The organism is Gallaecimonas zhanjiangensis (genome assembly GCF_057624825.1).
Window position 1 is genome coordinate 927212 of the sequence record NZ_CM172603.1, and the last position, 23784, is coordinate 950995.

At 60.5% G+C, this 23784-nt stretch carries 21 protein-coding genes; 10 read left to right on the top strand and 11 right to left on the bottom strand.

From position 1 onward, the window contains the following. Positions 1-35 precede the first annotated feature (35 nt). The gene (locus tag AC22G1_RS04395; protein ID WP_487315684.1) at positions 36-1598 is read left to right on the top strand and encodes an ExeA family protein; all 1563 of its coding nucleotides are present in this window, start codon (positions 36-38) and stop codon (positions 1596-1598) included. Beyond that, entirely contained in the window at positions 1595-2191 is a 597-nt protein-coding gene (locus tag AC22G1_RS04400; protein WP_487315685.1) for a general secretion pathway protein GspB, read from the top strand. Before AC22G1_RS04395 ends, AC22G1_RS04400 begins: the two co-directional genes overlap by 4 nt. Before the next feature lie 6 nt (positions 2192-2197). Here the strand turns inward: AC22G1_RS04400 and AC22G1_RS04405 are convergent, their stop codons facing one another. The 5 genes from AC22G1_RS04405 to AC22G1_RS04425 all read right to left on the bottom strand — a co-directional run bounded on the left by AC22G1_RS04405 (position 2198) and on the right by AC22G1_RS04425 (position 9358). Next, on the bottom strand, positions 2198-2995 hold the full coding sequence (locus tag AC22G1_RS04405; RefSeq protein ID WP_487315686.1) for a phosphatase PAP2 family protein: 798 nt from the start codon (positions 2993-2995) through the stop codon (positions 2198-2200). Between the two features lie 187 nt (positions 2996-3182). Beyond that, positions 3183-6344, bottom strand: a complete 3162-nt coding sequence (putA, locus tag AC22G1_RS04410) for a bifunctional proline dehydrogenase/L-glutamate gamma-semialdehyde dehydrogenase PutA (RefSeq protein WP_487315687.1) — start codon at positions 6342-6344, stop codon at positions 3183-3185. A 467-nt stretch (positions 6345-6811) separates the two neighbouring features. After that, the gene (locus tag AC22G1_RS04415; protein ID WP_487315688.1) at positions 6812-7378 is read right to left on the bottom strand and encodes a TIGR04211 family SH3 domain-containing protein; all 567 of its coding nucleotides are present in this window, start codon (positions 7376-7378) and stop codon (positions 6812-6814) included. A gap of 81 nt (positions 7379-7459) precedes the next feature. Continuing rightward, entirely contained in the window at positions 7460-8728 is a 1269-nt protein-coding gene (locus tag AC22G1_RS04420) for an inorganic phosphate transporter (protein WP_487315689.1), read from the bottom strand. Positions 8729-8740: 12 nt separating this feature from the next. After that, a complete protein-coding gene (locus AC22G1_RS04425; protein ID WP_487315690.1) occupies positions 8741-9358 on the bottom strand; it encodes a TIGR00153 family protein in 618 nt (205 codons plus the stop codon). Between the two features lie 214 nt (positions 9359-9572). On the opposite strand from AC22G1_RS04425, the gene AC22G1_RS04430 reads away from it, so the two are divergent. Further along, positions 9573-11063: a CYTH domain-containing protein gene (locus AC22G1_RS04430; RefSeq protein WP_487315691.1), complete on the top strand. Its 1491-nt coding sequence runs from the start codon at positions 9573-9575 to the stop codon at positions 11061-11063. On the opposite strand, the gene AC22G1_RS04435 is transcribed toward AC22G1_RS04430, so the two are convergent. From AC22G1_RS04435 to AC22G1_RS04450, 4 genes are read right to left on the bottom strand one after another with little or no spacing between them, the layout of a single operon-like run. Next, positions 10981-11805 (bottom strand): ion transporter, encoded by an 825-nt coding sequence (locus tag AC22G1_RS04435; RefSeq protein ID WP_487315692.1) that lies wholly within the window; start codon positions 11803-11805, stop codon positions 10981-10983. The genes AC22G1_RS04430 and AC22G1_RS04435 overlap by 83 nt on opposite strands. 1 nt (position 11806) lies before the next feature. Continuing rightward, entirely contained in the window at positions 11807-12139 is a 333-nt protein-coding gene (locus AC22G1_RS04440) for a hypothetical protein (protein WP_487315693.1), read from the bottom strand. Continuing rightward, positions 12132-12698, bottom strand: coding sequence for an AAA family ATPase (locus AC22G1_RS04445; protein ID WP_487315694.1), 567 nt, complete (start codon positions 12696-12698; stop codon positions 12132-12134). Before AC22G1_RS04445 ends, AC22G1_RS04440 begins: the two co-directional genes overlap by 8 nt. Then, complete coding sequence (locus AC22G1_RS04450; RefSeq protein WP_487315695.1) at positions 12695-13132, bottom strand: YjfI family protein; 438 nt, start codon at positions 13130-13132, stop codon at positions 12695-12697. The genes AC22G1_RS04445 and AC22G1_RS04450 overlap by 4 nt, the downstream gene beginning before the upstream one ends. A gap of 58 nt (positions 13133-13190) precedes the next feature. On the opposite strand from AC22G1_RS04450, the gene glnE reads away from it, so the two are divergent. Further along, positions 13191-16022 (top strand): bifunctional [glutamate--ammonia ligase]-adenylyl-L-tyrosine phosphorylase/[glutamate--ammonia-ligase] adenylyltransferase, encoded by a 2832-nt coding sequence (gene glnE / locus AC22G1_RS04455; RefSeq protein WP_487315696.1) that lies wholly within the window; start codon positions 13191-13193, stop codon positions 16020-16022. On the opposite strand, the gene lpxL is transcribed toward glnE, so the two are convergent. Beyond that, positions 16019-16954 carry an LpxL/LpxP family Kdo(2)-lipid IV(A) lauroyl/palmitoleoyl acyltransferase gene (gene lpxL, locus AC22G1_RS04460; RefSeq protein WP_487315697.1) on the bottom strand — a complete coding sequence of 312 codons (936 nt, stop codon included), beginning with the start codon at positions 16952-16954 and terminating at the stop codon, positions 16019-16021. The genes glnE and lpxL overlap by 4 nt on opposite strands. A gap of 120 nt (positions 16955-17074) precedes the next feature. Here lpxL and hldE point away from each other — a divergent pair, with 120 nt between their 5' ends. After that, the gene (hldE, locus tag AC22G1_RS04465) at positions 17075-18499 is read left to right on the top strand and encodes a bifunctional D-glycero-beta-D-manno-heptose-7-phosphate kinase/D-glycero-beta-D-manno-heptose 1-phosphate adenylyltransferase HldE (RefSeq protein ID WP_487315698.1); all 1425 of its coding nucleotides are present in this window, start codon (positions 17075-17077) and stop codon (positions 18497-18499) included. Further along, on the top strand, positions 18496-19737 hold the full coding sequence (gene waaA / locus AC22G1_RS04470; RefSeq protein ID WP_487315699.1) for a lipid IV(A) 3-deoxy-D-manno-octulosonic acid transferase: 1242 nt from the start codon (positions 18496-18498) through the stop codon (positions 19735-19737). The genes hldE and waaA overlap by 4 nt, the downstream gene beginning before the upstream one ends. 42 nt (positions 19738-19779) lie before the next feature. Here the strand turns inward: waaA and tolC are convergent, their stop codons facing one another. Then, on the bottom strand, positions 19780-21165 hold the full coding sequence (gene tolC / locus AC22G1_RS04475; protein WP_487315700.1) for an outer membrane channel protein TolC: 1386 nt from the start codon (positions 21163-21165) through the stop codon (positions 19780-19782). Between the two features lie 180 nt (positions 21166-21345). On the opposite strand from tolC, the gene nudF reads away from it, so the two are divergent. The 4 genes from nudF to AC22G1_RS04495 are packed head-to-tail and all read left to right on the top strand — an operon-like array spanning position 21346 to position 23758. Next, positions 21346-21957: an ADP-ribose diphosphatase gene (gene nudF / locus AC22G1_RS04480; RefSeq protein ID WP_487315701.1), complete on the top strand. Its 612-nt coding sequence runs from the start codon at positions 21346-21348 to the stop codon at positions 21955-21957. Next, positions 21948-22394 carry a DUF1249 domain-containing protein gene (locus AC22G1_RS04485; protein WP_487315702.1) on the top strand — a complete coding sequence of 149 codons (447 nt, stop codon included), beginning with the start codon at positions 21948-21950 and terminating at the stop codon, positions 22392-22394. Before nudF ends, AC22G1_RS04485 begins: the two co-directional genes overlap by 10 nt. Positions 22395-22454: 60 nt before the next feature. After that, positions 22455-23189 carry a 3',5'-cyclic-AMP phosphodiesterase gene (gene cpdA / locus AC22G1_RS04490; protein WP_487315703.1) on the top strand — a complete coding sequence of 245 codons (735 nt, stop codon included), beginning with the start codon at positions 22455-22457 and terminating at the stop codon, positions 23187-23189. After that, positions 23189-23758, top strand: a complete 570-nt coding sequence (locus tag AC22G1_RS04495; RefSeq protein WP_487315704.1) for a YqiA/YcfP family alpha/beta fold hydrolase — start codon at positions 23189-23191, stop codon at positions 23756-23758. Before cpdA ends, AC22G1_RS04495 begins: the two co-directional genes overlap by 1 nt. Positions 23759-23784 lie beyond the last annotated feature (26 nt).

Consider the following 23784-nt stretch of genomic DNA (forward strand, 5'->3'; position numbering starts at 1 on the left):
ACCATATGGGCGGAAAACTGCACAACAGACGAGCCATGTACGAATCTTTCTTTGGGCTGACGGAAAACCCGTTCTCCATCGCGCCAAACCCACACTTCCTTTATATGAGCGAGCGCCACCGCGAGGCCCTGGCGCATTTGAAGTTTGGGCTGCGCGATACCGGCGGTTTTGTGCTGCTGACCGGCGAAGTGGGTACCGGCAAAACCACGGTGTCGCGCCGCCTGCTCAAAGAGCTGCCCGAACTGACTGACCTTGCTTTTGTGCTCAACCCCATGCTCACCGAGAGTGAGCTGCTGGCCACCTTGTGCGACGAGCTCAAGATCCCTTATCCCGAGCAGCCGAGCCTCAAGCAGTTGACCGACGTGATTCAGGCGTTCTTGCTGCAAAACCATCAGCAAGGCCGGCAAACGGTGCTGCTGGTAGACGAAGCCCAGCACCTCAAGGTGTCGGTGCTCGAGCAACTGAGGCTCTTGACCAATCTTGAAACCGATACCCAAAAGCTCCTGAAAATCATCCTTATCGGCCAGCCGGAGCTTAATCAGCTACTGCGCCGCCAGGAGCTTCGCCAGCTCTCGCAGCGCATTACCGCCCGCTACCACCTGTTGCCGCTTAGCCGCAAAGATTGCGCCCAGTATGTGCTGCACCGCCTGCGCATTGCCGGGCGTGAGCGCCCACTCTTTACCCGCGCCGCCGTTAGCCGCCTGCACAAACACAGCGGCGGCATTCCGCGGCTGATGAACCTGCTGTGCGACAGGGCGATGATGGGGGCCTACGGCGCCCAGCAAGACAAAGTAGACGCGCGGATGATGGACGAAGCGGCCCGTGAGATCATCGGCCAGGAGCTGTGCCCGGCCAAAAGGCCGATGCCCTGGTGGCCTTGGGCGCTGCTGGCCTTGGCAGGAGCTGGCGCCATGGCCGCCTACCCCTGGATGCAGCAAGGCCAGCACAGTGCGCCAGCCCCAATGGCACCGGTTGCGGCGCCCGTTACCAAGGCCAGTACTGATGTGGCTGCCGTTGCCGATATTGTGCCGGCGGCCCGAGACCGTATTTCCCTAGCCGCTTTTGATGCGCTTTTTGCCGCCTGGGGCATGCAGGCTCCGGACGGCGAGCCCTGCACCCAGGCCCAGCGCCTTGGCTTTCGTTGCCTGCGCCAAGAAGGCCCCTGGCGAGAACTGGTCGCCCTTGGCCGCCCTGCGGTGCTGGAGCTGCTGGATGACAGCGGCGAGCGCTTTTTTGCCGCCCTTACCAAGGCAGGCAAGGATTACCAACTGGTGCTCAGCAACAAAACGGTGTCGGTGAGCAGCCATTGGCTGGACCAGCATTATCGCGGCAACGCCATTTTGCTGTGGCGCCCGCCGCCGCAATTCGACAACGCTCTGGTGCCTGGTAATCAGGGCGATCTGGTGGCCTGGCTCGATGGCGCCCTAAGCCAGGTGCTGCACGACCAGCCCCAAAATACCCAGCGTTATGACGACGCCATGCAAAACCGGGTGCGCAGTTTCCAGCGCCAGTCTGGCCTAAAGGCCGACGGCCTTGCCGGAGAAAACACCCTGGTACGCCTTAACCGCGCCCTTGGGGCGCCCGGACCCGTGTTATGAGCCTGCTTGCCAAAGCCCTGGCCCGGCGCCAGCCGCAGCCAGCCCCTGCAGCTATTGAAGGGGGCTTTATCGCCGACACGCGCCTGTGGTGGCGCCGCGCCTTTACCTTGGTGGCGTTGCTGGCCTTGGCGCTGGCGTCCTGGCTGAGCCTGTCGGCCCTGGAGCCGGTGTTAACTGCGCCCAACGCCATCATCCCCAAGGCGGCGCCGGCGCCCAGCAACGACTCCACCGCTCCTATGGTGCGGGTACGAGAGCCGGCCATCAGCCAGGACCCTTTCTTTATCAACGCCCAAAAACCGGTCTCGGCGCCGGTGTTAAAAGACGACGCCGCGCCTGCATCTCGCGGCATCAAGGCTGACCATATCTTTTATACCGGCCATTTTTACGCCTCAGAACCCTCTGAGCGCTGGGTGAAATTTAACGGCCGCAAGCTGCACCAGGGCGAGAGCTATGAGCAGATTGATGTGCTGGAGATAGGGCCGGACAGCGCCAAGGTGCGCTTTGACGGCAAGATAATCTGGCTAAATGCTCTGACCAACTGGCCCCTGGACAACAGCGCCCAGGGACCAGCCAATACCAAGACCGCCGATTAACGAAAGTTAAGGCTGCGGGTTGAAGAGCCGGCTGTGGGTTAGTAGCGGCAGCTTGCCAAGGCGGTTCATCAGCGGCGCCGCCAGGCGCTCCACCAAAGCCTCTGCCCGCGCTAGGAAGGGGGTGTAACAGCCCCAGGCGATGGACATCAGGCTGATAAAGAGCCCGCCGACAAAATCATCCGAGCCCCAATGGGCTCCGGCCACCAGCCTTGGCAGCATGAAAAGTGCCGTCAGGGCCCACACCAAGGCAAGCTTCCAGCCCCGGGCAAAGAAGCTTAAAAAGAGCGCCCACAGCAGCACCACCGAGGCGTGATCCCCTGGGAAGCTATGGCCTGCGCTGTCTTTGAGGGCCACCTTTTCCCAATCGGGGAAGAGTTCGGTCAGGCGCACCGCGTGAGACTCTATCAGCGACGGGCTGGCGTGCTCCCAGCCGAGCTTGTAGGACACCGAGGTGAACAGTATCCGGGTGACCAGCAGCACCGCCAGCAAAATTAAAAAGCCAAACAGGGCTTTGCGAAGGTGCAGGGCGCTAAATACCAGATCCCGGCGCACCAGAAACCACATCATCACCAAGCCCACGGCGATGTCCATGGGCCTGATGCTACCCAGCGCCCACACCAGGGCGTAGGAGTGGGAATGCTGCAAGGGGCTGTTGAGCAGGGTAAAAAGCTGGTCGTCAAAACTGTCCCACAAAGCCCGGGTCACGGGCCAGAGCCAGGAAGCGAGCAGCAGCAGGGAAAGGACGTTGAGCGTCAAAAGTGGACGCAGACGCCAGTGGGCGTCAAAAGGAGCAGGGCGCATCATCAAATACCAAGTACGGCAAAACCTTAATGTTTTCTTAAGGCGCCTGTCTTGAATGTGAACGAGCGCTGTCATCGTCCTGAAACATACCGCTATGCCGGGTCATGGCAGTCATAACCGCGCTCAGGGTGATGAGGACTGGAATAAAAAAGCCGCAGCGGATGCTGCGGCTTTTGCCTAGCTTGCGCCCTTAGTCGCCCAGGGTCAGCAGGGTGGCGTTACCACCCACGGCGGTGATGTTGTTGGTGCGGGTCTTTTCGGTGACAAACCGGAACAGGTAGTGCGGGCCACCGGCTTTGGGGCCGGTGCCGGACAGGCCCTGGCCGCCGAAGGGCTGGGTGCCGACCATGGCGCCTATCTGGTTACGGTTGATGTAGCAGTTACCCACGTTGGCCTTGTCGGCGATTTCCAAGGCCAGGCCTTCGTTACGGCTGTGCACACCGAGGGTCAGGCCGTAGCCGGTGGCGTTGATGGCGTCTACCACGCTGTCCAGTTCTTCGGCCTTGAAGCGCACCACGTGCAGGATGGGGCCGAAATTCTCTTTGGTCAGCTGGTCGATGCTGCTTATCTCAACCGCGGTCGGGGTGACAAAAGAGCCGTTGCGGGTGGCCTCACCCATGGGGGTGGTGGCGATGGGCTTGGCAAAGCCTTTGAGCGCTTCGAGGTGAGCTTCCAGCTGGGCCTTGGCATCGTTGTCGATAACGGCGCCGATGTCGGTTTTGTAATCCCAGGGGTCCCCTACCACCAGCTCCTGCATGGCGCCTTTTAACAGCTCCAGAATGCGGTCGGCCACGTCGGCTTGCACGTACAGGACCCTAAGGGCTGAGCAGCGCTGGCCGGCGGAGGTAAAGGAAGAGCCAATGACATCGTTCACCACCTGCTCGGGGAGGGCGGTGGAGTCGACGATCATGGCGTTCTGGCCACCAGTTTCGGCGATCAGGGTCTTGATGGCGCCGTCGTGGTCGGCCAGGGCCTTGTTGATGGCTTTGGCGGTAGCGGTAGAGCCGGTAAATACCACGCCAGCGATACGGTCGTCGCCGGTCAGGGCCGCGCCGACACCGGCGCCGTCACCGGGCAGGAAGTGCAGCACGTCGCCGGGGACACCAGCTTTGAGGGCCAGCTCAATGGCGCGAAACGCCACCAGGCAGGTTTGCTCGGCCGGTTTGGCAATCACGGTGTTACCGGTGGCGAGGGCCGCCGCTACCTGGCCAACAAAGATGGCCAGCGGGAAGTTCCAGGGGCTGATACAAACGAACACGCCTTTGCCTTGCACGTACAGCTCGTTGAGCTCGCCGGTGGGGCCAGGCAGCACTTCGGCGCCGTTGAACATCTTGCGGGCCTGCTGGGCGTAATAGCGGCAGAAATCCACGGCTTCGCGCACTTCGTCGATGCCGTCTTGCAGGATACGGCCAGCTTCACGGGCAACCAGGGCGATCAGCTCTGCCTGATGCTCTTCCATCAGGTCGGCGAAGGTTTCCAGGGCCTTGGCCCGCACTTCGACGTTGCTGTTGCGCCAGGCCGGGAAGGCGGCCTTGGCCAAGGTGATGGCTTCTTTGGCCTGGGCGGCGCCGGCAAAACCGACGGTGCCTACCACATCGCTGTGGTTATGGGGCGACACCACCTGCTGCGGCTCGCCGCTTTGTACCTTGCCGCCGATGATGGGGCCGGCTTGCCACTGGTGATTTTTAAAGGGCGCCAGGGCGTCGAAGAAAGGCTTGGCTTCAGACTGGATATGCAAGTTGGTGCCTCCGGAATTCTTGCGGGTGCCGTAAATGGCCGCGGGCATCGGAATTTTGTGGTTGGCCAGGCTCGGGGCCTCGGCCAGGGTTTTCAACGGGTGGGTGGCCAGGCTCTCAACCGGAGTTTTCGGGTCCACCAGCTTGTGTACAAAGGAGCTGTTGGCGCCGTTTTCCAGCAGGCGGCGCACCAGGTAGGGCAGCAGATCTTTGTGGCTGCCCACCGGGGCGTAGATACGAACTGACTGGCCGGGGTTTTCTTCCAGCACGGTGTCGTACAGCTCGTCGCCCATGCCCCACAGCCGCTGATATTCAAAAGGCCGGCCAGCGGCCATAGCCTTGATGGCGGTGACTGTGTGGGCGTTGTGGGACGCAAACTGCGGGTAAATCACGCCTTTGGTGTGCTCGCTCAGCAAGAAGCGGGCACAGGCCAGGTAGGAGGCATCGGTGCTGGCTTTACGGGTATAAACCGGGTAGCCACTGAGGCCCGCGGCCTGGCACAGCTTGATCTCGGTATCCCAGTAAGCGCCTTTTACCAGCCGCACCGGGATAAGGTCCCCTTGCTCTTGGCCAAGGCGGGCCAGCCAGTTCAGTACCGGCAGGGCGCGTTTGGAAAAGGCCTGTACCACCAGGCCGAAATTGCCCCAGCCCTTGGCGGCATCGCTGCGATACACCGCTTCAAAGATATCCAGGGAGATCTCCAGGCGGTCGGCTTCTTCGGCATCAATTTGCAGGCCGATATTGGCGGCGCGAGCCTTTTCGACCAGTTGGCGAACGATCTCCACCATCTCGGTGCGTACCCTATCGACGTTCTGCACGTCGTAGCGCGGGTGCAGGGCCGAGAGCTTGATGGAGATGGTGGGGCGGGGGGCCTGTTTTTCGTCGTACTCGGCGCTACCCAGGGCGGCAATGGCGCTGGCGTAGTCGTCAAAATACTTGCGGGCGTCTTTGGCAGTCAGGGCCGCTTCGCCCAGCATGTCGTAGGAGTGGGTGTAGCCCAGCTTGCGGGACTTTTGCGAGTTCTTCAGGGCTTCCTTGATGGTGCGCCCCAGCACGAACTGCTTACCCATGATCTTCATGGCCGCGTACATGGCCTTACGCACCACCGGCTCGCCCAGGCGATTGACCATGCGGTTCAATAGGTTCGCCGGGCTGCCGTCAATGCGGCGGTCCATGGTGATCACTTTACCGGTCAGCATCAGGCCCCAGGTGGAAGCGTTCACCAGCAAGGATTCGGACTGATTAAAGTGCCTGGCCCAATCGGCGCCGGACAGCTTGTCCTTGATGAGGGCGTCGGCGGTGTCTGGGTCGGGAATGCGCAGCAAGGCTTCTGCCAGGCACATCAGGATAATGCCTTCCTGGGTGTCTAGGCTGTATTGCTGCAAGAAGGCCTGGATACCGTCGCCGTTGTCGTGGTGGGCGCGGATCTTGGTGACCAGCCGCTCGGTTTCCTTGGTGGTCGCCTGCACCTGCTCTTCGGCGCTTGGCACCAGCTTTAACAGCTCGGTCAGGTAGCTTTCTTCATCTACCGCGTAGTTGTCGGTAATGGCTTGGCGCAGCGCATCGAGGCTGGGCAGCTGGTAATCCGGTGCAATCACCTGGCTTGGATTGAACATAGGGCTAGACACCTTTGCTACAGGGCTCTTTTGTGAGCCAAAGGCTGATGAATTTTCCACCCTCGGCGGGCAGGACGGCGCAGAGTATACAATATACACGGTGCATGAAAATCCCCTTTTCACCGCATTTGAGCAGCGCGTGAAAGCACTGAAGAATGGCTCACAAAACGCCCCTTTACCGCTCCCTTCTATCATTGATGGTCAACTGTTTACAGTGCGAATGATTGTGCTGTTAAGGCACTAAAAATAAGGCTTTGCGGTTAGATGGGTTGGCTGCATGACTAGAGCGTGGGCTCTAAAATGACAAGCGCCGCCTGTGGCGGGTGTTATGGCAGGAATGGTGTTCTTTTGAATGCTGCTGCATTTGGATTTTAATTCTGTATTTTTGGTTTTTTATTTCATCCGTTGCGTTCGGTATACAAATAAAAAGGCCGCTTGTCGCGGCCTTTTTATTTGGGGGCAATATATTAAACCCACATGTCCTTGCGCTTCTTGCGGGGCACTAGGTGCGGCAGCACCAACCCCAGCAGCAAACCGGCACCGGCTACGCCGCCACCGTACATGAACCAACGCATCAGGTTGCTTTGGTCCATGCCTTTCACCTGGCTTTGCAACTGGCTGATGGTGGCCTGTTGTTCCTGCACCTGTTGGGTCAGCTGCACTTTGTCCTGCTTGAGGTTGTCCAGGGTGCTGGCAAGCGCCTCGTGGCCGGAAGACAGCTCAGTGATTTTGTCCTGGGCAGCCTTAAGGGAGGCCTGGAGCTTGGGAATGGTGACCCTGAACGACGGGGTGGTGGTTACGAACTGGCTTTCAACCCAGCCGTCACGGCCCTGATCGTCTTCCACTTTGGTGAAATCACCGCTGTGGTCCAGCACTTTGAGCTCGGTACCGGCGTTGATTGAACCGATGATGCGGTAATCGCGGGACGGACCGGAGTGCAAGAAAATGTATACGTCTTCACTGACGTAGGCAGGATCGGCAAAGGAAAGCCCTGGCGTCAAAGCCAGCAGCAGAAGCAGCGCACGCTTTAGCATTGTGTTGATTATCCGAATAAAAGTCGCCGCACAATCCTAGATAGCAAAAAAGGCCATGGCAAGTGCCATGGCCTTTGATGTTCAGGAGAGGATCAGTGCTTCGAGGATCCAGAAGATGATGATGGACAGCAAAGCCCCTGCCGGCAGGGTAACAACCCAAGACACCACGATGTTGCGGATAACCGACAGGTTAAGGGCGGCGATACCGCGGGCCAGGCCTACACCCATGATGGCCCCTACCAGGGTCTGGGTGGTGGAGATGGGCAGGCCGGTGCCTGATGCCAATACCACAGTGGTGGCGGTGGCAAACTGGGCAGCAAAACCGCGGCTGGGGGTGAGGTGAGTAATGCCGGTGCCGACAGTTGCCATCACCTTTTTACCCATCACCGCCAGGCCCAGTACGATACCGAAGCCGCCAAGGGGCAATATCCACCAGGCGATAGAGGATTTGGAGGCGATCACGCCGCCCGCTTCCACCACGCTCACGACCGCCGACAGCGGCCCAATGGCGTTGGCCACGTCATTGGAGCCATGGGCAAAAGCCATGGCGCAGGCGGTCAGTACCATCAGGATGGCGAACACCTTCTCAACGTTGGCAAAACCCATGTCCTTGTCGTCGGAGGGGTTGTACTGCTTGCGGCCGATAAAGAGGTAGCCGCCAATCATCACCACCAGGGAGGTGAGGAAGGAGTAGAGCCAGTCTTCGCCGTTGCTCAGGTTCAGGCCGATGTGGGACAAGCCCTTTTTCAGGGTGACCAGGCTGATGACGAAAGCGGTCAGGAACATGTACACCGGCACGAAGCGCTTGGCATTTTTCAGCGGATCTTCGGTGTCGAAGATAAAGCGCTGCACGCTGACGAAGATAAAGTAGGCGATAAGGCCTGAGATGGCGGGGGTGATTATCCAGGAGCCGACAATGCCCAGGGTCTTGCCCCACTGCACCGCGTCACTGCCAAGGGCCACGGTGGCAAAGCCGATGATGGCACCGATGATGGAGTGGGTGGTGGACACCGGCCAGCCATAGTGGGAGGCCACAATCAGCCAGATCCCGGCGGCCAGCAGGGAGGCTATCATCCCCAGCACCAACACGTCAGCGTGGCCGACAAAGGCGCTGGAATCGATAATGCCCTTGCGAATGGTGGAGGTGACTTCGCCGCCGGCCAGGTAGGCCCCGGCAAACTCGAACACCATGGCAATGATGATGGCTTGTTTTACGGTCAGAGAACGGGTGCCTACGGAGGTACCCATGGCGTTGGCTACGTCGTTGGCACCAATACCCCATGCCATCAAAAAGCCGACAAAAGCCGCAAGCAGCACCAGAACGGTACCGTAGTTAGCGATGATATCCATGTTTGTTTCCTGTTAGCTGCGCGCCAGGAGCAGCTCCAAGCGTGACCCCACGCCCTCGGCACGGTCGGCCAGATCGCCAACCCATTCGAGGATGGAGTAAAGGAACATGACGTCGATCGGGCTCAGATCTTTCTCAATCGCCAGCAGTTGGCGACGCAGGCGGATCTGCAACTCGTCGGTATCGTGCTCGATGTCATCGAGCTCGTTGATCATCCGATTGACCAGCTCAACCTCACGGCCACGGAAACCGGTTTCGAGTAACTCGTCCAGTTCGTTGATGGCCTTGGCGGCAAGCGCTGTTGCATCCAGGCAACGGGAAAGGTAGGCGCCGAATTCTTCAGCGAAGATGGAAGGGATCTTGAGCTTACGACCCAGCACCCGGCCAGCAATGTCCTTGGCCTTGTTGGCGATACGGTCTTGCTCTTTGACCAGTTCCAGCAGGTCGGTACGTTCAACCGGCATGAATAGGCCGGACGGCAGCGTCAGGCGGATCTCCCGCTTCAGTGCGTCGGCTTCTTTTTCAAGCTGGCTGATAAGGTTGCGCAATTCCCCGGCTTGGTGCCAGTCGTCGGCGAGGACCGCCTCAAAGAATGGCAACAATTTCTGGCAGCATTCGTGGACCTTGTCCATGTGTTGCTGCAGGGGCCGGATCGGCGATTTGGCGAAAAGACCTAAGATACTGTTTGCAGGCATGGTTGCCCCTCATATTTGACGATAATGTCGGCATCAGGCCAATGCGGCGCGAAGAATAGCGCAAAGGTCTGCTGTAATAAAACGGTAATGGCGTTTTTTTTGTGGCTATGGCCGTTATAATCAGCCCGACACCTGTCAACCAAAAGCCACGATGGCCATCGAAACTGAACTTAAATTACGCGTAGCAAGCCAGGTCGACACCGACAGCTGGCTTGCGCCCCTTCTCGGTGAGGCGGCCAGTCGCCACCTCAAAAACACCTACTTTGACACCGCTGACGGTCTGTTGGCCGGCTGGCGCATGGGCCTTCGCATCCGCGAAGTAGACGGCCAGCGGGAGCAAACCCTCAAGCTGGCTGGCAATTCGGGTTCGGCGCTCTCTGCCAGACCTGAATATAACCTGCCCATCGACGGCGACAAGCCAGACTTGCATGCTTTCCCGGCCGAGGTCTGGCCCCAGGGCACTGATTTATCTGCCCTGGCGCAAGCGCTGGTGCCGGTGTTCTCCACCGACTTTGCCCGCCAGAAAACCCTGGTGGCCAATGGCCAAGTGGAGTTCTGCTGGGACCAGGGCGAAGTGTGCGCCGGCGAGCGCTGCCTGCCCATTCGCGAGCTTGAGCTGGAAATGCAGGGCGAGGACCTCAAGGCCCTGTTTGATTTTGCCAGCGGCTTGCTGCGCGACGGCGTGCAGTGCTTTGGCCTGTCCAAGGCTGCCCGCGGCAACTGGCTGGCCAAGGGCCAGGGCAGTCTCGACATGGACGCCCCGGTGCCCGCCGTTGACCGGCAAATGAGCAATGACGACGTGCTGCAACAAGCGCTGGCCTGTGCCATCAGCGAGTGGCAGCAAGCCGAAGATGCGTTTTTGCTGCAACCGGGCTGGCAGGCACTGCTGGCCATCAGCGAGGCCTTGCAGTACTTCCGCCAAGTATTGAGCCTCTTTGGCGGCCTGGTGCCGCGCAAGGCCTCAAGCGAGCTGCGCCAAGAATGCCAATGGCTGGCCGACCAGCTGGCCCAGGCCCAAGCCCAGGTGCGCATTGCCAAGGTGCTGGGCAGCAAAGGCAGCGGCTTTCGAAAGCTCAGCATCAGCGATGAGCTTTTGGAGCAGGCCAATGCCCGCCAACAGGCGCTGCCGAACCTGGCCTTCTTTACCCAACTGCTGGCCGGTGAGCGCGCCAATCGCCTGAAACTTTCAGCCCTGAAGTTTGTGGCGCTCAAAGAGTGGCGAGTCAAGCTTGACGCCTCGGCGCTTGCCGAGCTCGACAAACCCATCAAATGGTTTGCTGATACCCACCTCGCCAAGGCCTTTGCCGATATCAAGCGGCACCTGACCCGGGGCATGAGTCTGACGCAATATGTGGATCAGGAAGGGCGGGTACTGCGTTACCTCACGTGCTGCCGCACTTTCGCCGGCCTCTATCAGGACGGCCTGGCCATGGCGGCGCTGGAGCTGTGGCAGGATTTCCTGTTCGGTCTGGAAGAAGCGCGCCGCCTGGAAGGGCTGGGGCAACTGGCTGGCCGCCTGGATTTGTCCGACGAGGACGAAGAGCAGCTGGAAGCCTGGCTTAATCGCAAGCGCCAGTCGTTGGTGGTGGCGATGGATCAGTCTCGTCAGCTGGGGCTGGATCAGCCGATTTACTGGCCTTGAGTTGGTCGCTGAGCGCGCCAAGCTGCGCGCTCAGTGCCTGCACCTGCTGCTCAAGATTATCGAGCTTATGCTGCACCGTCCTGTGGTGCAGCTCTTCGGTCTCGCCGCTGCGGGTCAGCCGGGCCGCCATCAAACCGCTTAATCCCCCGAAAATAGACACCCCGGTGATGATCACCAGGGCGCTGATGATGCGCCCGGCGGTGGTAATGGGGTAATAGTCGCCATAACCGACGGTGGAAATAGTCACCAGCGACCACCAGATGGCGTCTTCGGCGGTGTGGATATTGGAGGCGGGGTTGTTGCTCTCGGCCAGCAAAATGGCGATGGAGCTGCCCCCTATCACCACCACCAGGGTCACCAAGATGGTGGCCAGCACCGCATGGGTGCTTTCCTTTAACAGCTGCTGGATAACCTGGTTGGCCATGCGCAGTACCCTAAGTACCCGCAATACCTGGAACAGCCGGCCGTAACGCAGCACATCCACCGCCGGGATACTGGACAGCACATCTATCCAGTGGGCACGCACATAAGCCCATTTGTCCTGGGCTTTTACCAGGCCAATGGCAAAGCGGGTCAGGAATATCACGCAGATGACGGTGTCCATCAGCAGCAGCAATTCCCGCTCGTCTCTGTCGAGGGGCGCAAACTGCAACACCAGCACCACCGCTACGGCAATGATCGAGAGGATCATCATCGCCAGTTCGATGGGGGTGGGGGCCAGTACCCTGAGCTCGGGTTTCACGCTAATCGTCCTTTAGTAACGCATCTGCCTGTTCGGCCAATTCTTGCATGACCCTTTTCTTAATTTCCAATTGATCGTCAGGCAGCACCCCGTAACGCTCGCCAAGGCGCAGGTAGTCGTCGCCGCTTAAGGTCACGGTCAGGCGGGGCCGTTTGGGGCGGGTGGTGACTGGCAGATCAAGCATGGCGCGGATTTGGTCCGACGGGCTCAAGCCTTCTTCAAGGGCGGCCAGGCGAATGGCGTACTGGAGCTTGCTGTCCAGGTCAAAGGCTACCTGCACCGCCTTCATCACGGCGATGGACGAGGCCCATTTCTGTTCCAGCTTTCTACTCATCGGCCTGCCCCTTGAGCCGTGCCAGCACAGTGGCGGCAGAGCTGGGGGCCGGCACTTTGGCCTCGGTGTCGGTGCAGGCTTCGCGCTGGCGAATGGCCTTGAGGGCGGCTTGGGTACTGGTGCCCTGGCGCTTTAAGAGTGGGTCCAGGGTGTGCTGCATGCGGGCTAGCTCCCGGGCGGCACTCACCAGGATGAGCTGGCGGCGAAGGTCCACCAGTTGCCGCTCCAGTTGCCGGTAAAGGCGCTCTTCTTCTTCAACGGCCTGGCGGCGGCTGGCGATAAGCAGCAACTGGTTTTCCAGGTTGGCGAGCAGCTCAGCGCCGTGCTGGGCGGCTTTCATATCGCCTTTGGCCAGCACCGCGCGAAGGGCCGCTTCCTGCTCCACTGCCGCCTGCTGGCACTGGGCGTGGTCGCTGGCGATGGTGTCCAGGCGGGCCTGCCAATGGGGAGCTTGGTCTTGCAGCTGCGCCAGGCGCTGGCGGGTGTCTTGCAGTTGCAGGTTAAGGCTCTTGGCGTCGCCCTTGATGTCGCTGGCCAGCAGATCCTTTATCAGCGTCATACCGCCTCCAGGAAGTGGCTCATGTCATCGAGGATGTCCAGGGTGTTGTCCGACAGCACCACCAGTTCGTGTTCGATGTCAAAAAGGCTCGAATGCACCGACAGCGCCCCGAAGATCACAAAGCGCTCGCCCATCTTGGCAAAAGCCGACAGCGGCATGGGAATATTGAGCTCGAGCATGGTCTCCAGCATGGCCAGGCGCCGCTCGGCCAGCACTTCGCTTTCGTCCCATAAAAAGCTCATCACCAGTACCTGATCTTCGGCCACCGACAAAAACACTGGCAGCTCTTCGCGGCCCTGCACCACAATTTGCAGCACTTCCACCTCGCCGCTGATGGGCAGGCAGTCAAAACTGTAGCCGGTGTGGCTGTCGCGGCCTAAACCATTGAGATGGCGCGCGATGATATCGGTGGTAACAGGCTGTGGTGCTGGCACTGAGGGGCCTTTGGGTTTTATGCTCTTGAGGTCCTTTGTCTACCAAATTCGACATAATATGTCTACCGAGCGCCTCCTGACCGGCCAGGCCGACAAAGCCCTGGCCAGCCTTATCGAACGTCACCCCCATTGCCTGGAAGGGCTGGACGAGGCGCGCCTGGAGCGATTGCGCCAAGGCCTGGCCTGTTCCGACTTCCTGCTCACCCACTTGCTGCGCCGCCCCGACTGGCTGCCCTGGCTGCTGGCCCAGAGCGAGCAAAGCCTGGCTGGCGGCCCCTGGCAACCGCCTTTGGAGGCGGGCGCCACCGAGGCGCAGGTGCAGCGCGAGCTGCGGCTTTTTCGCCACCGCTATCTTTGCGCTTTGGCGCTGTTGGGGGCCAACCAAGACATCAGCGAAGAAGCGCGGCTGGCGGCGCTGTCAAAGCTTGCCGAGGGGCTTATCGATTGCGCCCGCAACTGGGCTTATCAAGACCTTTGCCAGAGCCGGGGCACCCCCCGCGATAGCGAAGGCAAGGCAGTGCCGCTGTTGGTGCTGGGCATGGGTAAGCTGGGCGGCGGCGAGCTGAACTTTTCTTCCGATATTGACCTTATCTTCATCTACCCCCGAGGCGGGGTCACCGAGGGCGGGCGCAAGGAAATCGACAACCACGAGTTCTTCGCCCGCCTTGGCCAGCGGCTGATTGCGCTTTTGGATGCGGTCACCACCGACGGCTTTGTCTACCGGGTGGATATGCGCCTGCGCCCCTTTGGTGATTCGGGGCCGCTGGTGATGTCCTTTGACGCGCTGGAAGATTACTACCAGTCCCAGGGCCGCGAGTGGGAACGCTACGCCATGGTCAAAGGGCGGTTGATGGGCGGCGGCTTTGGTTATGAAGAGGAGCTGTCGCAGCTGCTGCGGCCCTTTGTCTATCGCCGTTACCTTGATTACTCGGCCATCCATTCGCTGCGCGACATGAAGCGGCTTATCGAGGCCGAAGTGCGGCGCCGGGGCCTTAAGGGCAACATCAAGCTGGGGGCCGGGGGGATCCGGGAGGTGGAATTCCTGGTGCAGGTGTTCCAGCTTATTCGTGGCGGCCGCGAGCCCAAGCTTCGCACGCCTTCCTTGCTGGCGGCGCTGGCCATGCTGCCGGGGCTGGGGGTAATGAGCGAAGCGGAGGCCCAAGCGCTGGCCGAGGCCTATCTCTTCCTTCGCGCCAGCGAGAACAACCTGCAAGCCATCAACGACGAGCAAACCCAGACCCTGCCAGACGATGCCCTCAACCAGGCCCGCCTTGCCGCCATGCAGGGCTTTGGCAGTTTTGGCGCCTTTATGGCCCGCCTTGAGCAGCACCTGCAACTGGTGCACAGCCTGTTTCGGGATGTGGTGAGCGAAGACAACCCCGAGGACGACCTCCCCGGCGGCCTGCGCTCCTTGATGGAGGCCGACTGGTCGGTAGATGAGGTGGCCGGCAGCCTGAGTGAAGAGGGCCTGGCCGAGCCAGAGGCCCTGGCCGCCGTTTTTGTGTCGCTCAAAGACAGCCTTGAAAAGCGCAGCATGGGCGAGCGGGGCCGCAAACAGCTCGACAAACTGCTGCCCCAGCTGCTGCTTGGCCTTAAAGACCAACCCCAGGGGGTGCGCACCCTACGCCGCCTTGGCAAGCTGCTAGAGCAAATCGCCAGCCGCACCGCCTACCTAGAGCTGCTGGTGGAAAACCCCGGCGCCCGGGCCCAGCTTATCAAGCTGATGGGGGAGTCTGCTTTTATCAGCGACAGCCTCACCCAGATGCCCATCTTGCTGGACGAGCTTATCGACCCGCGCCATCTTTATGCGCCGCTGGCCCTGGAAGATTACGGCTCAGAGCTGCGCCGCTTTATGCTGCGTATCGAGCCGGGTGACTTGGAAGGGCAGATGGAGGCGCTGCGCCAGTTCAAAGCGGCGCAAACCCTGCGCATTGCCGCCGCCGATGTCACCGGGGTGCTGCCGCTGATGAAGGTGAGCGATCACTTGAGCATCCTGGCCGAGACCCTGTTGGCCGCTTGCCTGCCCCTGGCCTGGCAAGACTTGGTTAAGCGCCACGGCGAGCCGCCGGGGCTGAGCCCGGAGCACCCCGGCATCTTGGTGGTGGCCTACGGTAAGCTCGGCGGCCTGGAACTGGGCTACAGCTCGGATCTGGATATCGTGTTTTTAACCGACCTTGGCGCCGAGCAGGCCGACAGCGAAACCCCAGGGCCAAGGGCCATCACCGTCAAAGAGTTCTTCTTTAAATTGGTGCAGCGGCTCAGCCACTGGCTCACCACCCGCACCCTAAGCGGCGTGCTCTATGAAATCGACATGCGGCTTCGCCCCTCCGGCGCCTCGGGGCTGTTGGTGAGCACCCTGGAGAGCTTTGAAGATTACCAGCTCAACGAAGCCTGGCTCTGGGAGCATCAGGCGCTGGTCAGGACCCGGCCGGTGCTTGGCGACAACGCCCTTCGCGAGCGTTTTGCCGGTATTCGCCTCAAGGCCCTTGGCAAGGCGCGGGACGCGGCGGCCCTCAAGGAAGAAGTGCGGGCCATGCGCCAGAAGATGCGCGGCCACCTGGATAAATCCGGCAAGGGCCTTTTTGACCTCAAACAGGGCAGGGGCGGCATTACCGATATCGAGTTTTTGGTTCAGTACTGGCTACTGGCAAGCGCCGAGCCGGCGCTGCTGCGCTACAGCGACAACATTCGTCAACTTGAGGCCCTCAGCCAAAGCCAGGTGATAGATGACGCCACCGCCGAGCGCCTGGCCGAGATTTACGTGGCACTTCGCCAACAGCAGCATCGCCAGAGCCTGGACGAAGGCGGCCGGTTGGTAGAAGACAGCTGCTTTAGCGAAGAGCGCGCCTTTGTGGGCGCGCTCTGGGACAAGACAATGGGCGAGGCTTAGTAGTAAGAGGGGTCGTCCTCGTTGGGGCGGGTTTTAAAGCGCCGGTGCACCCACATGTATTGCTCCGGCTGTTTTTGGATCTCCCGGGCCACGATATGGTTCACAAGCTTGGTGTCTTGTACCTCGTCGCCGCTTGGCAGGGTATTGAGGGCCGGGGAGAAGCTCAGCTTGTAGCCTGAGCCGTCTGCCAGGCGGGTCTGCACGAAGGGCACCACCTTGGCCTTGCCCTGCTTGGCAAACATGGAGGTGGCGGTAACGGTGGCGGCGTCCGGCACCGCGAAAAAGGGCACGAACACGGCGCGGCGGCGGCCGTAGTCCTGGTCGGGGGCGTACCACACCACATCGCCCTGGCGAAGGGCTTGGACCATGCCGCGCACATCGCGCTTGTCCACTAGGTATTTATTGGAGCGCACCCGGCCGTGGTATTGCAGGTACTCCATCAGCGCGTTGTTGTGGGGGCGATAAAAGCCCACCCCCGGCTGCAAGGTGCCGAACATCCGGGCGCCTATCTCCAGGGTCACAAAGTGCATGGCCATCAGGATCACGCCCTGGCCCCGGTCCAGCACTTCTTGTACGTATTGGAAGTTCTCCACCTGCATGTGCTTTTTAATGCGCCACTGGGGCCACCACCAGGCCATGCCGGTTTCCAGCATCGCCACCCCGGTTGCCTCGAAGTTGGCTACCAGCAGCCGCTGGCGCTCGTCTTCGCTTTGCTCGGGAAAGCACAGCTCTAAGTTGCGCTTGGCAATGCGCGCCCGCTTTTTCAAGATTTTTCCCAAAAGGCGGCCAAGGCCCTTACCCAGGGCAACCTGCAACCGGTAGGGCAGCCAGGACAGCAGGTACATCACTATCACCCCCAGCCAGGTAAGCCAGTAGCGGGGATGGAGCAGCCGGGCGGAAAAACGCGGGGCTTCGATTTTGTTGATTGCCAAGGGCTGAGCCTCCTTCCTTCGAGCAACAGGCGGCAAGTTTACCCCAAAGCGGAAGGCTCTGTAGGGGGCAATTGCTATGGTAAGATCGCCGCCAACTGAGTCAGAGGAAGCAATCCCCCAATGAAACTGAATTTGCCCGCTTTCGAAAAGGCCAAAGTGCTGGTGGTCGGTGATGTGATGCTGGACCGCTATTGGCATGGCGCCACCAAGCGCATCTCCCCGGAAGCGCCGGTGCCGGTGGTGAAGGTAGAGCAGCGCGAAGACAGGCCCGGCGGCGCCGCCAACGTGGCCCTGAACGTGGCGGCCTTGGGGGGCAAAACCCTGCTGCAAGGGCTGGTGGGTAACGACGAGCCGGCCCAGACCCTCAAAGACAGCCTGGGTAGTGTTGGGGTACAGAGCGAACTAGTCACGGTAGACACCCACCCCACTATCACCAAGCTGCGGGTGCTGTCACGCCACCAGCAGCTGCTGCGTCTCGATTTTGAAGACGCTTTTAGCGCCGAAAACGCCGCCCTGTTGCGTGCCCCTTTCGCCAAAGCCCTGGGCCAGTGCGATGTGGTGGTGCTGTCTGATTACGCCAAAGGCGCCCTGGCTGATGTTGAGCATTTGATTGTTGAGGCGCGGCTGGCCGGCAAGCCGGTGTTGGTCGACCCCAAGGGCACTGACTTTGGCCGCTACCGGGGCGCCACCCTGCTCACCCCCAATCTCAGCGAGTTTGAAGCGGTGGTGGGGCACTGCGCCGACGAAGAGACCCTGGTCAGCAAAGGGCTGGAGCTTATTGAGCGCTTTGAACTGCAAGCCATGCTGGTTACCCGCTCAGAGCACGGCATGACCTTGCTGCAAAAAGGCCTGCCACCGGTGCACCTGCCGGCCACCGCCAAGGAAGTGTTCGATGTGACCGGCGCCGGGGATACCGTTATCTCCACCTTGGCTTCGGCCCTTTCCGCCGGTTGCACCCTGGCTGAATCTTGCGCCCTGGCCAACCTTGCCGCCGGTATCGTGGTGGGCAAAGTGGGTACCTCCACCGTTTCCACCGTTGAGCTGGCCGCCATTTTGGGCCAGGACCGCGAATTGGGCTTTGGCGCCCTGAGCGAAGACCAACTGGTGCTGGCGGTGCGCGATGCCCAGCGCCGCGGCGAAAAGGTGGTGATGACCAACGGCTGCTTTGACATTCTTCATGCCGGCCACGTCAGCTACCTGCAACAGGCCAGAGCCCAGGGTGACCGGTTGATCGTGGCGGTCAACAGCGACGACTCGGTGCGCCGCCTCAAAGGCGACGGCCGGCCGGTCAACAACCTGGAGCGGCGCATGGCGGTGCTGGCGGCCCTTGGCGCCGTGGACTGGGTGGTGGATTTTGGCGAAGACACCCCCCAGCGCCTTATTGCCCGAGTGCTGCCCAATCTTTTGGTCAAAGGCGGCGATTACAAGCCAGAAGATATCGCCGGTGGCAAGGAAGTGATTGCCAACGGCGGCGAGGTTCGGGTGCTGGGGTTTGAAGACGGGGTGTCCACCACCGCCATCATCAACCGCATTAAAAGCAAATGAGCCGCTTCCTTTATAACCTCGCGTTGCTATGCCTGTTTCCGCTGATTGTGCTCTGGCTGTATTGGCCGGGGCGCAAGCCGGATTTTGCCGGGCGCGCCTTTGAGCACTTCGGTTTTGGGCCGCGCATCGGCGAGGTAGACCTGTGGGTGCACGCGGTCAGTGTTGGCGAGTCCATGGCTGCCATCGCCCTTATCAAGGCCTGGCGGCTGCAATACCCCAAGGCGCGGCTGCTGCTAACCACCAGCTCCCGCACCGGTTATGACCGCCTCAAGGCCGCCTTTGGCGACAAGCTCCTGCACAGCTATGCCCCTTATGATTTCTGGCCCTGCGTGTGGCTGTTCTTTCGCCGGGTTAAACCCAAAGCCTTGTGGGTGATGGAGACCGAGCTGTGGCCCAACTGGCTGGCCTTTTGCCGCTGCCGTGATATCCCGGTCAAGCTAGTCAATGCCCGCTTGTCGGCCAGCTCTGCCAAGCGCTACCGCCGTTTTGCTGGGTTGTCCCGTGGCCTAATGCAGGGCCTGGATAAGGTGCTGGCGCAAACCGCCGAAGAGGCGGCGCGCTTTAAGGCGCTGGGGTTGGCGGCCAGTAAGCTGGCGGTTACCGGGTCGGTGAAGTTCGATTTGGAGGTTAGCCACGAGCAGCGCGCTGCCGGGCAAGCCCTGGCCGAAGGGTTTGGCGAGCGGCCAGTGTGGATAGCGGCCTCTACCCACCAGGGGGAAGACACCCTGATGCTCGCCGCCCACAAGGCCCTTCGTGAGCAGTATTCCGATGCCTTGTTGCTGCTAGTGCCCCGCCATCCCCAGCGTTTTGAGGAAGTGGCTAAGCTCCTTGAGCGCCAAGGCTGGCAGGCGGCCCGGCGCAGCCGCGAGGAGCCGGTTGGCCTGGAAACCGCTGTGTATCTTTGTGACACCATGGGCGAGATGATGACCTTGCTGGCCGCCGCCCAGGTGGCGGTGGTGGCGGGCTCTTTTGTCAATGTTGGCGGCCATAACCTGTTGGAGCCGGCGGCCTTTGCCCTGCCTACCCTAACCGGCCCGGTGTATTTTAACTTCAAGGACATCACTGACGCCCTGGTGGCGGCCGGTAACTGCCAGGTGGTGAGCGCCAATGAGCTGGCCCCAGCTCTTGCCGCGCTCTTTGCCGACCCAGCCAAGCGCCAGGCCGCCGGCCAAGCCGGGCTCAAGGTGCTGGAGGCCAACAGCGGCGCCATCCGCCGCAGCCTCGAACTGCTGGCATAAAAAAGGCCCTCATCTGAGGGCCTTTTCTTTATCAAGCAACCGTTATTGCGGTTTGGGCGCTTCGGCGGCCGGGCTCAGGATGCGGTTGATCATGTCCAGGTCGGAATCGGCCAGGGTGCCGTCGTACTGCTTCAGGGCCAGGTTGTTCAGGATGAAGTTGTAGCGGGCTTGGGCCAGCTGCTGTTTGGCCTGATACAGGTTCTGGTTGGAGTTGAGCACGTCAACGATGGTACGGGTACCCACTTCAAAGCCGGCTTCGGTGGCTTCCAGCGCAGACTGGCTGGAAATGACCGACTGCTCGTAGGCTTTTACCGACGACAGGCTGGCTTTGACGTTGTTGTAGGTGTTGCGCACGTTACGCACCACTTGGCGGTGGATACGCTCCAGTTCCTCGGAGCTGATCAGGAACTGGCTTTGGGCCTGTTCGACCTGGCTGGAGGTACGGAAACCAGAGAAGATAGGTACGCTGACACCAATACCGATGCTGGCATTGTTCAGTGACGGCTGGTCCAAGTCGCGGTTAACCGGCTCGTCCAGGTTGACGTCGGTCTTGCTGGTGCCGTAGCTACCGGTCAGGTTGACGGTGGGGTAGTGGCCGGACTGGGCATATTTGATCTGGTCGCGGGCAATATCCACGCTCATGCGCTGGGCTTGCAGGCTGAGGTTGTTGTCCTCGGCGCGCTTGACCCAATCGCTGACCGCACCCTGGGGCAGGTTGGGGTCAAATTTGTTGGTATTGAGCACGTCCAGGTTGGTGTAGTTAACACCGGTGATCTCGGTCAGGCCTTCGTAGCTGTTGTCCAGGGTGTTCTGGGCGTTGATCACGTTGGCAACGGAGGCATCGTATTGCGCCTGGGCTTCGTGCACATCGGTGATGGCGGTCAGGCCCACGGCAAAGCGCTGCTTGGTTTGCTCCAACTGACGCTCGATGGCCTTTTGCTCGGCTTTACGGAAGGCCAGGGTGTCCTGGGCTTGCAGCACGGCAAAGTAGGCGTTGGCCACACGGTTGATAAGGTCCTGGCGGGCAGAGCCGTAGCTGACTTCAGTCTGGGCCGCGGTCTTTTCGGCCTGGTCCAGCTTGACCCACACACCATGGTCGAAGATCAGCTGTTGCAGGTTCAGGGTGGCGCCCCAGGATTTGGTGTCGCCTTTTTGTTTCACCATGGCCAGGTTACCGTTGGCATCGGTCGTGCTGGTCACAGATTCGTATTTGGGTTGGAATTGGTAGTCCAACTGGCCAGTCAACTGCGGCAGCAGGTCGGCTTTGCTGATGTCCACACCGGACATGGCCACCTTGCGCTGGGCATCGGCCTGTTGCAATACCGGATCATGCTGCAGAGCCTGCTGATACACTTCTACCAGGTTTACGGCCTGAGCTTGTGCTACAAAACCGGCACTGACCAGTAGACTCAAAAGGGTACGCTTCATTCGTTTGCTTCCTCATGTCCGCAACGGCGACAATGGCTGGAACAGTAATTAAGGGACTGATTTCACATCAAGTCGCAAGTGTAACAGATTATAAATTGGGCACGCTTGCAGGTAACAATGTGTTACCTGCCTGACAGGTTCTGGCTGACGCCTCAAACTGCCGGCCTGCGGAGAATGAACATGCACCAGAATTTCACGGCATCCGATGTTGAAGTAAAGGAAAAACAGCCGCTTTACCGGGGGTTTTTCACCATGATGCGCTACGTTTTGCGCCACCGGAAATTCGACGGTGGCTGGAGCCCCTGGCTGACCCGCGAAGTGTTCGAGCGGGGCCATGCCGCCGTGGCTTTGCCTTACGATCCCCGCACCGACGAAGTGGTGCTGCTGCGCCAGTTTCGCGTTGGCGCCATGGCCACTTCCCAGGACCCCTGGCTCTATGAACTGGTGGCCGGGATCATAGAAGAAGGGGAGTCGCCAGAAGAAGTGGCGGTGCGAGAAACCGCCGAGGAATCGGGACTGACCGTCGGCCGGGTCAAGCCGGTGCTGAGTTATCTCGCCTCCCCCGGCGGCACCACCGAGCGCCTGCATATCTTTGCCGTGGAGGTCGACGCCAGTAAGGCGCAAGGCGTTCATGGCCTGGACGAAGAAGGCGAAGACATCGCCGTTTATCGCCTGCCCCGCAAAGAAGCCCTGGCCATGTTGGAACAAGGCCGGATAGACAACGCCGCCAGTGTTATCGGACTGCAATGGCTGGCGCTTCATGTTGAGGAACTGCGCGCCTTATGGCGGTAAAGAAGAAAGGCTACCGGCCCAGTTTACGGGCCTTACACACCACCTGCGAGCACAACTATGCGGCGCTGATGAAGCTGGCGCGGCGGCTCAATAACGTGGGTGACAGCGTGTCCTACCAGGTTGGCCACAGCCAGCGTTATCGGCTGCGCCTGGACGAAGATTTCCCTTACACCTCTACCATCACTATCGAGCAGCAGGGCGGTTTACCCCAGTACCTCAAAGCCTTGATGATGGTGCGCCTCTACCATGATGTACGTATGGCTGAAGTGTGCGCGAGCCAGCACTTTTCACGCCTGGCACCCCGCTACCCATACCCCAATGATAAGATGCATCTGCCTGACGAAAAAATGCAGGTTAATCTGTTCCTTACCGAGTGGCTCAAGCTGTGTCTCAAGGACGGGAGGAGCAGTTCAGATTTTCTTGCCAGCTTGCAATAGAGGCCTTATTTGACCCTGCAGACCCTTGTTCCTAAAAAGGACGTCCTGAGCTTTTGGGTGTTGACCGATCCCCATCTTTTTAAAGATGACAGTGGTGCCCTGATGGGCATACCCACCTGGCAAAGCTTTGCTGCGGCCCAGCAGCTTCTGGACGAAGAGGCCGACGCCTGGTTGTTGACCGGCGATTTGGCGCAGGACCATAAACCACAAACCTATCAGCTGCTTAAAGACGAGCTGGCCGATCGTCCCTGGTTTGCCATTCCCGGCAACCATGACGACCCCGCCGCCATGCGTGCTGTTTTCGGTGAGCCTGTAAAACGTTTGCGCGCCAAGCACTGGCAGGTATTGCTGCTCGACTCGCACGACCCGGGCAAAGTAAGCGGCTGGCTGAGCGACGCCGAGCTTGCCCTTATCGACGAGGCTGCTAACGACAACCTGCACACCCTGGTGGTGGTGCACCATCACCCCTTGCCCTGCGGTTCTTCCTGGCTTGACCAGCACCAGCTGAAAAACGGCGAGGCGCTGCTGGCGCGCATGGCCAACCTGCCCAAGGCCAAGGCGGTGCTCTTTGGCCATATCCACCAGGAAGTGGATCGCCTGGCCGGAGATGTCCGGCTGCTGGCTACCCCTTCTACCTGCGTGCAGTTCATGCCCAACAGCCAGGATTTTGCCGTGGACGCCCTGGGGCCCGGTTGTCGCCAGCTTAAATTGCTGGCAGACGGGCGCATCGAAACCCGGGTGCTGCGGGTGGCGCCAGAGCAGTTCGCGGTGGACAAACACGCCAGCGGCTACTGATGCGGCTCTATTACCTGCACGGCTTCAACTCCTCACCCCAGTCCGACAAGGCCAGGGTGGTGAGCCATTATGTAACCAAACATTGCCCCGGCACTGAGCTGGTGTTGCCGACGCTGCATTTTGCGCCCGCCGAGGCGATTGCCCTTTTGAATGCCGACATTGCCGCCCACCCTGGCCCCAAGGCCTTGATTGGCAGCTCCCTTGGCGGCTTTTACGCCACTTATCTGGCCGAGCGCCATGGCCTAAAAGCGGTGCTGATGAACCCGGCGGTCAGGCCCTTTGAGCTGTTGGCCGATTATCTCGGCCCCCAGGTGAACCCCTATACCGGCGAGACCTTTGAGGTCAGCCACCGGCACATGGCTGAGCTGCAAGCCCTTTTTGTACCGGTGCTCAGCCACCCCCAGCGGTTGTGGCTGTTGCAAAAAGAAGGGGATGAAGTGCTCGACTGGCGCCAGGCCCGCGACCACTACCAAGGGGCGCGCCAAACCATTGAAGCCGGCGGCGACCATGCCTTTACTGACCTGGATAAGCACCTGGGCCAGATGGCCGCCTTTTTAGACTTGTGTTGACAAGTTTTCTGGCAATGAAGACCATT